The organism is Psychroflexus halocasei (genome assembly GCF_900107595.1).
Lineage (GTDB): Bacteria > Bacteroidota > Bacteroidia > Flavobacteriales > Flavobacteriaceae > Psychroflexus > Psychroflexus halocasei.
The window spans coordinates 362994-375967 of sequence record NZ_FNQF01000002.1 but is presented as its reverse complement, the minus strand read 5'-3'; the positions used below and the strand labels follow the sequence as shown (position 1 = coordinate 375967).

Sequence of the window (12974 nt, the reverse complement as noted above, 5' to 3'; positions counted from 1 at the left end):
GAATTATATCTATTAAAAAAGGCTGCTTTTATCAAAAAGCAGCCTTTTAAGCTTTATAAAAAAATCCGATAAAATTAAGCGTACATTTTTTCTCTTTGTTCCTTAATTTTAGGATCTGACATATAATCGTCGAAAGTACTATGCTTATCGATAACGCCTTTAGGTGTAATCTCTATAACACGATTAGCAACTGTTTGAGCAAACTGATGGTCGTGTGTTGTCATAATAATATTACCTTTAAAGTTCTTGAGAGAGTTGTTAAAAGCAGTAATCGATTCAAGATCAAGGTGGTTGGTTGGTTCATCAAGAATCAAAACATTAGCTCTCATCATCATCATTCTGCTGAGCATACATCTTACTTTTTCACCACCAGATAAAACATCAGAAGTTTTTAAGGCTTCATCACCACTGAAGAGCATTTTCCCTAAAAATCCACGGATATAAACTTCCTCACGTTCTTCTTCAGTTTGTGCCCATTGTCTTAACCAATCAACTAAAGAAAGTTTATTATCAAAAAATTCACTATTATCATTTGGTAAATATGATTGAGAGGTAGTCACGCCCCATTGATATTTGCCAGTATCTGGTTCTTGTTTTCCGTTGATGATCTCGTATAAAGCTGTTGTTGCTCTTGAATCTTTTGAATACAAAATAACTTTATCTCCTTTAGTTAAGTTGATGTCAACTTTTGAGAATAAAACTTCGCCATCAATACTTGCAGAAAGGTTTTCAGCGTGAAGAATTTGATCTCCAACTTCACGATCTTTTTCAAAAATAATGGCAGGATATCGACGACTTGAAGGCTTAATATTTTTAAAATCTAACTTATCCAACATTTTCTTACGAGATGTCGCTTGCTTAGATTTAGCAACGTTTGCACTAAAACGTTCAATAAATTGTTGAAGTTCCTTCTTCTTTTCTTCAGCTTTTTTGTTTTGTTGTGCACGCTGTTTCGCAGCTAATTGAGATGACTCATACCAGAAAGTATAATTCCCGCTGTAGTGTGTGATTTTACCAAAATCAATATCAGAAATATGTGTACAAACAGCATCTAAAAAGTGTCTGTCGTGAGAAACAACAATAACAGTATTATCAAAATTAGCTAAAAAGTTTTCTAACCACGTGATTGTTTCGTAATCCAGGTCGTTAGTTGGCTCATCCATGATAAGAACATCAGGATTTCCAAAAATTGCTTTTGCTAATAGAACACGTACTTTTTGCTTACCATCTAAATCCTTAACGTGAGTATAGTGAATACTTGCATCAATACCTAAGTTTGATAGGAGAGAAGCAGCGTTACTTTCAGCATTCCAGCCGTCCATTTCTTCAAAATCAACTTGAAGAACACCAACACGTTCGCCATCAGCATCACTAAAATCTTCCTTTGCATAAATCTCATCCATTTCTTTCTTGATTTTATACAAAGGTTTATTTCCCATGATGACGGTTTCTAAAACATTGTATTCATCATAGATACTGTGGTCTTGTTCTAACACTGACATACGTTTACCAGGTTCAAGGTGAACATGTCCAGAAGTAGGCTCGTTTTGACCTGATAGGATTTTTAGAAAAGTCGATTTCCCGGCGCCATTTGCACCAATAATACCATAGCAGTTGCCATCAGTAAAAGACGTGTTGACTTCATCAAACAAAACGCGTTTACCAAACTGAACAGACAAATTAGAAACTGTAAGCATAGTTATTTTAATTTTTTTGCAAAAGTAAGCATATTAATCCACATTATAAAGGACTCAAAATATAGCTTTTAACGACTGCTTAACATCAAAATAGATTTGCTAAATATATATTTGTACGGGACCAACAGGATTAAATCTTATGCGAATTTTATTGTCTTTAGTTTTTATCAGTTTTATTGCAGGCTGTACAAAAACTGAAAATGAAATGACCTACATAGGTGGTGAAGTGATTCATCCGCTTGATAGTGTTGTATCTATTAGTAAAGACGGCGAACTGATAAAGCATATAAAGATTGATTCTAACAACCGCTTTTCTGACTCTATATATATTGAAGAAGAAGGTATTTATACTTTTCACCATGTCCCAGAATGGCAACTGATTTATTTAAAACCAAATGATAGTCTTGTTTTTAGGGTGAATATGAAGGCTTTTGATGAATCCTTAGCTTTTGGTGGGTCGTCGGCAGCTGAAAACAACTTTCTCATCAATATGTATTTGATGAATGAAAAGAACGATAACCTGATTTTAAAATATTACAAAGTTAAACCTTCAGATTTTTCTTTTAAAACTGATTCTATCAGACAAATGCGTTTGAGTTCACTTGAAGATTTGCATCAACGTTATGACTTTTCTGATTACTTCAACCGTATCGCTAAAAAAAGTATTGTTTACGAGTTTTATGATATGAGAGAGCGTTATGCTTTTTTAATTCAAAAGTATTTCAAAGAACGTAAAAAAGATTTTAGTGATGATTTTTTCAATTATAGAGATACAATTGATTTTAATGACGATGAATTATTAAACCATTTTGGGTATTTAAGATTTTTAGATAATTATCTAAAAAATAAGTCTATTAAGGACTGTGATGAAAATGATGTAGATTGCTTTAAAATTAACAGCTTTAAGAATGTTAAAAAGCGTTTGACAATTGCAGACGATTTATTTACGAATGATGCCATCCGTAACCGTTTTTATAAACGCTTTGTCAAAGAAGAAATTTTATTTTCTAAAAATGAAAATCAATTAGAAGACACAAAATCTTTAATCAAAAATTGTAATTTATCTGATGATGTAAAAAAAGATCTTTTAGCTTCAACCAGAATCCAAAAGAATTTCCTTGAGAATAAATATTTAGGCAATCAGCAATTAGTGACATCAGAACTTGATACGATTACAGTGAGCGATCTTATCAATAAGAAGCCTTTAGCAATATCTTCATGGTCTTTTCATTCACCTGCATATAAAAACTATCAAGTCAATAAGGTGAAAAATCTTCAAAATAAATATCCTGAAATAAAATTTATAGGTTTAAATTTTGATACAGAAAGTGCAGAGTTATGGAAGCAAAGGCTCAATAAATTTGGCATAGACAAGTCTAAGGAATATAAATTGTTGTTGAAGCCGAATGCTGAAAACCGAGAAGTTAGATTTATAATAAACCACATTAACCGTATGTTCTTAATCAATAAAAAAGGGCATATTACAAAAAGCAATATCCCCTTTTCAAGTAATAAAATAGAATCTAATTTATTAGAGTTGGTTAATCAATAATTGATTAATAACCGTAAATTTTATTGTAGAGATTCAAATATCTTTCTTTAATATTTCTTCTTTTTAGTTTTAATGTTGGTGTTAAATGTCCATCTTCAATTGTCCAAATTTCTCCAGTAAGCTCAAATTTTTTGATTTTTTCCCAATTACCAAATTTTTTATTGTAATAAGTAACCTCTTCTTCAATTCGGCTGATAAGGTCATTATTCTTAACAATTTCTTGAGGTGTATTTCCTAGATTAATCTCTTTGCGATCAGCCCATTCTATAACAAATTCAAAATTTGGTTGTATGAAAGCAGCTGGCATTTTTTCACCTTCACCAATCACCATGATCTGTTCAATAAAACGAGATTGCTTCATTGTATTTTCTAAGATTTGTGGAGCTACATACTTTCCGCCAGAGGTTTTGAACATTTCTTTTTTACGATCGGTAATTTTTAAGAAACCATCACTATCAATTTCACCTATGTCACCAGTATGGAAAAAACCATCGACGAGAGCCTCGTTAGTTTTCTCTTCATCTTTGTAGTAAGATTTCATCACTTGTGGACCTTTGACTAAAATCTCACCATCTTCAGCAATTTTTACAATTGTTTCAGGAATTGGTTTGCCGACTGTACCAATTCTAAAACCATGATCTCTCATGTCGTTAACAGCAATAACTGGAGAGGTTTCCGTTAATCCATAACCTTCCATCACACGAATATTTGCAGCATTAAAAACTCTGGCTAATCGCGGTTGTAAAGCAGCGCTTCCTGAAGCAATCACTCTTAAATTTCCACCAAGCGCTTCTTGCCATTTACTGAAAATTAATTTATTGGCAATGTTAAGCTTAAACTCATACCACCAACCATTTTGACCGTAAGGCTTATATTTTAATCCTAAATCTACAGCCCAGAAGAATAAGGCTTTTTTGATACCACTTAAATCTGAACCTTTGGCGATAATTTTATCGTAAATTTTTTCTAATAAACGCGGAACAGCAGACATCACGTCTGGCTTCACCTCTTTAAGATTATCACTAATAGCTTCTATAGATTCAGCAAAGTGAATACTGACGCCATTGGCTTGGTACATATAATGCAGCATTCTTTCATAAATGTGACAAATCGGCAAAAAACTTAAAGCTTTAGCCTTTCCAGTTTCTGTTGGAAGTCGAGTAGAGCTATTGATTGCATTACTTGCTATGTTTTTATGAGACAGCAGGACGCCTTTAGGTTTGCCTGTTGTTCCAGAGGTGTAAATAATCGTCGCGACATCATCTTCAGTAACTTTCGCTTTTAAGGCTTCTACTTCAGATTGTATACTATTATCTTTGCCTAGCTCTAGAACCTCTCTCCAGCTTTTAGCCTTATTAACGTCATTAAAAGTGTAAACTTCTTTTAATAATGGAACCTGATCTTTGACAGCCATTACTTTATCATAAACCTCTTTGTCGGAAACAAAGCAATATTTTGATTCGCTATGATTTAAAATATAGGCGTAATCTTCTTCTGAAATCGTAGGATAAATAGGAACGTTTTGAGCTCCTAATTGCATAATACCTATATCCATAATGTTCCATTCAGTACGGTTTGTTGTTGAAATTAAAGCAACTTTATCATTTGCATTAACTCCCATTTTTAATAAACCTCTACTGATTTGATTCGCTTGATCTATATATGAACGCGTTGACGTTGCAATCCATTTTCCATCATATTTAGTCACTAAAGCTTCTTCAAGCTCATAGTTTTCTAACTGATAATATGGAAAGTCAAAAAGACGTTTAATGTTTTTCATTAATCTTAAGTTTTGTACCCTGCAAAATAAGAAAAAATTATTGAATTCTTTTATTCTACATTTTATAACATTATTGTATGGTATTTATCATTTTTTTGAGACAAGCCAGTTTCTGGCGTTCACAAATGCTTCTATCCATGGTGTCACTTCATCATTTCTGTCTTTAGGATAGTAAGCCCAATTCCAGCTAAAAGTTGATCTTTCCAAGTGTGGCATCATCACTAAATGTCTACCAGTTTCATCACAAAGCATCGCTGCGTTGTAATCAGATCCATTTGGATTTGAAGGGTATGAGTCAGCATAATATTTTGCAGGAATCTGATATTCATTTTCAGCTTTAGGTAATTGAAATTTTCCTTCGCCATGAGCGGCCCAAATTCCTAATCGAGAACCAGCTAATGATTTTAACATCACTGAATTGTTTTCTAAAATATCAACTGCTGTAAATTGACATTCAAATTTATTTGAATCGTTATGAAGCATTCGAGGTTTTTCATCATGTTTCGGGTTGATGAGACCTAACTCTACAAATAACTGGCAACCATTACAAACACCTAAAGATAATGTGTCTTCTCTGTTGAAGAAATTGAGAAGCGCATGATGCGCGTTTTTGTTGTACTTAAATGCACCTGCCCAACCTTTTGCACTGCCTAAAACGTCGGAATTAGAAAAACCACCAACAGCAGCAATCATTTGCACATCTTTAAGATTTTCTTTGCCAGAAACCAAATCTGTCATGTGGATATCCTTCACGTCAAAACCTGCAATATGTAAAGCTCTAGCCATTTCACGTTCAGAATTCGAACCTTTTTCACGAATGATAGCAGCTTTAATTTTTTGAGTTGGAATTTCAGGTTTTTTACCTGTAAATTGTTTTGGAAATTTATAATTTAAACCACCTTTATCAAGGTTTTCATATCTTTCTAAAGCTTTTTCTTTTCCGCTTTGTTCACAATCAAATTCATAAGATTTTTTAGCCCAGATTTTTCGATATTCATCAATGTCAAAATTTAACTCTTGATTTTGATGTGTGATATTTAATTCAGATTTGTTTGTTGCTCGACCAATTTCTATGGCTTCTATGCCAAATTCTTTCAACTCTTTTTCAATATCATCTTTTGCCTGAAAAATCAAACTACTGTTTTCTGAGAAAAGTAAGTTGAGTGTATTTTCTTCTTTTAAATTATCTAAATTAATGTCAGCACCTAAATCTTTATTTGCGAAACAAATTTCTAACAAAGAAGTAATTAAACCGCCTGAAGAAACATCATGACCAGCTGCGATTTTGTAAGCTTTAATCAACTTTTGGATGCCATTAAATTGTTCTTTAAAGAAATTATCATCTTTAATTGAAGGTGCTTCAGTACCAACTTTGTTTAAAGTTTGACCTAAGGCTGAGCCGCCAAGCTTATGTTGATCTTTTGACAAATTAAGGTAATAAATTTTTCCAGCTTCAGCTTGAAGAAGTGGCTCGACAACTTTAGTGATTTCTGAACATTGGCCAGCAGCAGAAATGATAACAGTTCCAGGAGAAATAACTTCTTTATCTTTATACTTTTGCGTCATTGATAAAGAGTCTTTTCCTGTTGGCACATTAATACCAAGGTTGATGGCAAAATCAGAAACCGCTTTTACAGCTTCATAAAGTCTAGCATCTTCACCTTCATTCCTGCAAGGCCACATCCAATTGGCAGATAGAGAAACCGATTTAAGATTTTCTTCCAAAGGTGCCCAAATAATATTTGTAAGTGCTTCTGCAATTGAATTTTTTGAGCCAGCAATAGGATTGATCAATCCTGAAATTGGTGAGTGTCCAATGGATGTTGCAACACCTTTCTGACCTAAATAATCAAGTGCCATCACACCGACATTGTTCAGAGGTATTTGTAATTGACCTAATGTTTGTTGTTTTGCAACACGGCCAGTCACGCAGCGATCAACTTTGTTGGTTAACCAATCTTTTGAAGCAACACTTTCTAGTTGCAGTACATTTTTTACATGCTTATAAATGTCATCTTCGCTTTCTTTAATTGCAGCATAAGTTCTATTGACACTTTTATCTTGCATGATTGTTTTAGGAGAACTTCCAAACATATCCTCAAGCATTAAATCCATTGAGGTTTTATCTGTTTTGTTATTTTTAAAAGTAAAACGATGATCGTCAGTCACTTTCCCAACAAAATACATTGGTGAGCGTTCACGATCTGCAATTTTCTTTAAAAACTTCGCATTTTTTTCATCAATCACAAGTCCCATTCTTTCCTGTGATTCGTTGCCGATAATTTCTTTATCAGAAAGCGTTTGATCACCAATAGGCAATTCTTCTAAATTGATAAATCCGCCTGTGTCTTCTACAAGCTCACTCAAACAGTTAAGATGTCCGCCAGCGCCATGGTCATGAATTGATTTAATCGGGTTATGGTCGTTCTCAACCATGCCACGAATTGTGTTGGCAACTCTTTTTTGCATTTCTGGGTTTGATCGTTGTACGGCATTCAGTTCAATGCCACTTTCAAATTCGCCAGTGTCAGCTGAAGAAACAGCTGCACCGCCCATACCAATACGGTAATTTTCACCACCTAAAATGATGATGTCGTCATCTAAAGCTGGTGTTTCTTTTAAAGCTTGCTCTTTCTTACCATAACCAATTCCGCCAGCCATCATGATAACTTTATCAAAAGCCAAAAAACATTCATGTTCCTCATGCTCGAATGTAAAAACAGAACCAGCGATAAGTGGTTGACCAAATTTGTTTCCAAAATCTGAAGCACCATTAGAAGCTTTGATCAAAATATCAAGTGGCGTTTGGTAAAGCCAATCTCTTTCTTTTATGTTTTTCTCCCATGAACGTGGAGAATTTGTGCGAGAGTAAGATGTCATGTAAACAGCAGTTCCTGCTAAAGGCAAAGAACCTTTTCCGCCTGCTAATCGATCTCTAATTTCACCACCACTTCCTGTTGCAGCTCCGTTAAAAGGTTCAACGGTTGTTGGAAAGTTATGTGTTTCGGCTTTAAGAGAAATAACAGAATCGAAATTTTTATTTTCATAAAAAGAAGCTTCGTCTGGACGCTGAGGTGCAAATTGCTGCAATTTCGGGCCATCGATGAAAGCGACATTGTCTTTATATGCTGATATAATTGAATTAGGGTTTTCAGATGAAGTTTTTCTAATCATTTTAAATAATGACTCTTCTTTCTCTTCACCGTCAATAATAAATTGTCCGTTAAAAATTTTGTGACGACAATGCTCTGAATTGACTTGTGAGAAACCAAAAACTTCGGCATCGGTGAGAGGTCTTTTTAAACGTTTAGAAAGTTCTTTTAGATATTGAATTTCTTCTTCATTTAGCGCTAAGCCTTGTTTGAGATTGTAATCTGAAATATCATCAATATTCTGAATTTCCTCAGGATCAATATTAATGTCAAAAATATGTTGATCGAGTTCTTCATATTTTTGGTAAATCATGTGGTCATAAGCTTCAAAACCATTTTCGACACTCTGGAATTCTTCAATTCTTACAATGTCATTAATGCCCATATTCTGAGTAATTTCAACAGCATTCGTGCTCCATGGTGTGATCATCACTTGTCTTGGACCTATAAAGCTGCCAGTAATTTCTTTTTGATCAACAAAAGTAGCATCGCCAAAAAGCCATTTTAGCTTTTTTATACTTTCGAAATCAGGTCTTTTGGATGTGGAAACTGCAAAAAAGTGCGTCGGGGTGGTCTTGAAGAAAACAATCATTAGTTGTGTTTTAAAGTTGTGTTTAGACGCCCTCAAAATTACAATAAAAATATGAGTAATGTATGAATTTGATTAAGTTTGGACTTAAATAAATCTTTCAACTTGAAATTACGTATTCTCAAAATATTAAGTTTTTTCTTATTCATACAAATCATTATTGTCTCGGTCATATCATCATTTCCAGGTTTTATAGAGCATTATTACAGTCAGAATTTCTTTCTGATGATTTCAAAACTTCAGCACTTACAATTGTTTTGGATTCCTTTTTCTGTAGGAGATCTATTTTATGTTGTCATTGTTTTTTGGGTAATAAAGTGGTTTATATTCCTCTTTAAAAGAAAATTTAAACCGTTTAGGTTGATTATTTATCAAGCTTTAGCTTTTGTTTCTGTGACTTATTTTTTATTTCATGCTTTTTGGGGTTTCAATTATTACAGAAATCCTTTGCATGTGAATTTAAATTTAGATCCAGATTATACAACTGAAGAGTTGACTGAATTTACTTGTGATTTAATTCAAAAATCAAATCTTTTACACAGTCAATTAACTGCTCATGATACGCTAGCTGTCGATTATGATTTCAGAAAAAATGAATTGCAAAATTTAGTTTTTGAAACATATCAAGAGTTTCAAAACGAAAATCTCAACTTGCGTTATCCTTATGAAAACCTCAAAAGTTCAATGCTTTCATTACCATTAACTTATGCAGGTTTTAGTGGTTATGTTAATCCGTTTACAAACGAAGCACAATACAATACACTTGTACCAAAATACAAGCAACCCACAACAATGGCGCATGAAATTGGTCACCAAATGGGATATGCCAAGGAGAATGAAGCCAATTTTATAGGTGCAATTGTGACGATGAATTCAAAAAATGAATTTATCAGATATTCAGGTTTAACTTTTGCCTTAAAGTATAGTCTTAATGACATCTATTTAAGAGATCCTGAATTATTTTCGATAATGAAGGATGATGTGAATCCTGGAATTCTCAAAAATTATATGGAAGTTCAGTTATTTTGGGAGAAACATCGTGGCCCAACAGAATTTATTATGAAAACCATTTATGGTAATTATTTAAAAGTGAATAAACAACCTGACGGATTGAAAAGTTACAGTTATGTTGTTGCCTTACTTGTGAATTACAATAAGAAATATAATTTATATCAATCAACTCAAACAATAAATCAATAATCTAAATTCTATCTTATGAAACAGTACATTTTTATGTTTTGTGTTTTATTTGGCATAACGAGTTTTGCTCAGGACTATTTCCCTGATTCAAAAGCCGTAAAGTCAGAAACATCAAACTATGTTGCAATCACTTCGGCTGTGATTCATGTCAATGCTCAAAAAACACTAAAAAATGCAACACTTCTAATTAAAGACGGCAAAATAGTAGAAGTTGGACGTTCAGTTAAACTTCCTGAAAATACAATTGTTGTAGATGCGCCAGGCAAACATATTTATCCATCTTTTATAGAAACTTATTCTGATTTTGGAATCAAAAAAATACAATCAGTAAAAAGAAAATCACAACCTCAATATGACGCTAACAGAAGTGGTTATTATTGGAATGATCACGTGAGACCAGATCAAGAAGCAAAATCTCATTTTGAATACGATCAGAAAAAAGCTGATAAGTTAAGAAAAGCTGGTTTTGGTGTTGTGAACACACATATTGCTGATGGCTTTGTACGCGGAACAAGTGCTTTGGTTGCCTTAAATGACGAAACATCTCATTCGCGTTTGCTCAACGAAAAATCAGCACAATATTTTGCTTTTGATAGAAGTCAACAAACCCAGCAAGCTTATCCAAGTTCAACAATGGGTTTTACAGCCTTGTTAAGACAGTTTTATCATGACACAGATGCTTATAAAAACGGCTTAATTGAAGATAAAGATTTGGCTATTGAGGCTTTTGTTTCTCAAGAAAATTTACCTCAAGTTTTTTCTGTTGAAAATTATTTAAATGCATTACGAGCTGACAAAATTGGTGATCAATTTGGTGTTCAATATGCAATTATTGGTGGCGGTGATGAGTATAAAAGAATTGATGAAATCGCAGCAACACAAGCTGCTTTTATTTTACCAGTTAATTATCCAAAAGCTTATGATGTTGAAGATCCATATTTAAGAGACTATCTTTCATTAAGCGATATGAAAGATTGGCAATTGGCACCTGCAAATGCTCAAATGCTTTCAGAGAAAGGTGTTGATATAGCTTTTACAACGCGTGATTTAAAATCGCCAGATATGTTGTTGAAAAATCTTCAAAAATCAGTCGATTTAGGTTTAGATAAATCAGTTGCTCTAGCTGCTTTAACTTCAGTTCCCGCAAAATTAATCAATGCTGATCAGCATGTAGGAACTCTTGAAAAAGGAAAATTAGCAAACTTCATTATTTCTGAAAATGAATTGTTTACAGATAATTTTGAAATTGCAGAAAACTGGGTTCAAGGTGAGCGTCATCGTTATAAGGACATTCATAAAATTGATATTGCAGGTCAGTATAAATTGACGATAAACGATGAAGCTTTTGATTTAAAAATAAAAGAAAAGTCAGGAAAATATTCTGCTGAAGTTAAGCAGAAAGATTTTAAATATGCTGCAAAATTATCTTTTGAAAACCAATGGTTAAGATTGATTTTGTCTTCAAAAGAAGATAAAAACTACAAAGTTTTAAGTGCTAAAATTGATGAAGTTCCTAGCCTGATTAAAGGTAAGGTCACTTTGGAAAATGGTAATACAACTACTTTTACAGCGCAACGTTTACAAAATGTTCAGGAAGAAAAATCTGATAAGAAGGATAAAAAAGAAAAAGAGCAGTTGAAGTTTGAAGATTTATTAAGTGTTAGTTACCCAAATACAGCTTATGGTTTTAAAGAACCAAAACAAGAAGCTAAGAAAATTCTTTTTAAAAACGCTACTGTTATTACAGGAGCTGAAAAGGGAACTCTAGAACAAACTGATGTTTTAATTAAGAACGGAAAAATTTCAAAAATTGGTCAAAATCTTAGATCAGGGAATGCAAAAGTCATTGATGCAACAGGAAAATTTTTAACGGCAGGAATCATTGATGAGCATTCACATATTGCATTATCTTCAGTGAACGAAGGCGGGCACAATTCTTCTGCTGAAGTGAAAATGGAAGATGTTGTCAATCCTGATGATATTAGTATTTACAGATCTTTAGCTGGAGGTGTCACATCTGCGCAATTATTGCACGGATCGGCAAACCCAATTGGTGGTCGCTCTGCAATTATCAAACTGAAGTGGGGAGAAAGCGCAGACGAGTTAATTTATGATAACTCGCCAAAATTTATCAAATTTGCTTTAGGTGAAAATGTTAAACAATCTAATTGGGGCGGACGTTCACGTTTTCCACAATCAAGAATGGGAGTCGAGCAAGTTTTTAGAGATTATTTTACAAGAGCTCAAGCTTACGGTGAACGTAAAGCCTCTGGAAAACCTTATAGAAAGGATGAAGAAATGGAAACTTTATTAGAAATTCTTAATCAAGAACGTTTTATTTCTTGCCATTCTTATGTGCAAAGTGAAATTAATATGTTGATGAAAGTAGCAGAAGATTTTGATTTTAATGTCAATACTTTTACACATATTCTTGAAGGTTACAAAGTTGCAGACAAAATGCAAGAACACGGCGCTGGCGGATCAACATTTGCTGACTGGTGGGCTTATAAATATGAGGTAAATGATGCCATTCCTCATAATGCAGCAATTATGCATAACCAAGGTGTAACAGTTGCTATTAATAGTGATGATGGCGAAATGATTCGACGATTAAACCAAGAAGCCGCTAAAACAATGAAGTACGGTGGCGTTTCTGAAGAAGATGCTTGGAAGTTTGTCACAGCAAACCCAGCCAAACTTTTACACTTAGAAGATCGTGTCGGAACTGTTGAAGAAGGTAAAGATGCTGATGTTGTATTGTGGAATGCACATCCGTTAAGTGTTTATGCAAAACCAATTCAAACATTGATTGAAGGCGTTGTTTATTTTGATCTTGAAAAAGATAAAAAAATGCGCCAAGAGATTAAAAAAGAGCGTCAAGTTTTAATTAATCAAATGATGGCTGCCAAAAACAAAGGCATGGAAACACAACCTATTAAAAAGGAAGAAAAAGAGTTTTTACACTGTGATAGTTTAGATCACATCAATCATAAACACAACTAAA

The 12974-nt window shown here is 33.5% G+C and carries 6 protein-coding genes; 3 read left to right on the top strand and 3 right to left on the bottom strand.

Features of this window, described 5'->3' with window-relative positions; translation table 11 throughout:
• Window positions 1-74: 74 nt before the first annotated feature.
• The gene (locus BLV84_RS03720; protein ID WP_093239697.1) at window positions 75-1697 is read right to left on the bottom strand and encodes an ABC-F family ATP-binding cassette domain-containing protein; all 1623 of its coding nucleotides are present in this window, start codon (window positions 1695-1697) and stop codon (window positions 75-77) included.
• Window positions 1698-1836: 139 nt separating this feature from the next.
• Here BLV84_RS03720 and BLV84_RS03715 point away from each other — a divergent pair, with 139 nt between their 5' ends.
• Entirely contained in the window at window positions 1837-3249 is a 1413-nt protein-coding gene (locus BLV84_RS03715) for a TlpA family protein disulfide reductase (protein WP_093239694.1), read from the top strand.
• Window positions 3250-3253: 4 nt separating this feature from the next.
• On the opposite strand, the gene BLV84_RS03710 is transcribed toward BLV84_RS03715, so the two are convergent.
• Both BLV84_RS03710 and purL read right to left on the bottom strand, forming a co-directional pair.
• Window positions 3254-5029 carry an AMP-dependent synthetase/ligase gene (locus BLV84_RS03710; RefSeq protein ID WP_093239692.1) on the bottom strand — a complete coding sequence of 592 codons (1776 nt, stop codon included), beginning with the start codon at window positions 5027-5029 and terminating at the stop codon, window positions 3254-3256.
• Window positions 5030-5116: 87 nt separating this feature from the next.
• The gene (gene purL, locus BLV84_RS03705) at window positions 5117-8773 is read right to left on the bottom strand and encodes a phosphoribosylformylglycinamidine synthase (protein ID WP_093239689.1); all 3657 of its coding nucleotides are present in this window, start codon (window positions 8771-8773) and stop codon (window positions 5117-5119) included.
• A 102-nt stretch (window positions 8774-8875) separates the two neighbouring features.
• Here purL and BLV84_RS03700 point away from each other — a divergent pair, with 102 nt between their 5' ends.
• Both BLV84_RS03700 and BLV84_RS03695 read left to right on the top strand, forming a co-directional pair.
• Window positions 8876-9970 (top strand): DUF3810 domain-containing protein, encoded by a 1095-nt coding sequence (locus BLV84_RS03700; protein WP_093239686.1) that lies wholly within the window; start codon window positions 8876-8878, stop codon window positions 9968-9970.
• Window positions 9971-9985: 15 nt separating this feature from the next.
• Window positions 9986-12973 carry an amidohydrolase family protein gene (locus BLV84_RS03695; RefSeq protein ID WP_093239683.1) on the top strand — a complete coding sequence of 996 codons (2988 nt, stop codon included), beginning with the start codon at window positions 9986-9988 and terminating at the stop codon, window positions 12971-12973.
• Window position 12974: the final 1 nt, after the last annotated feature.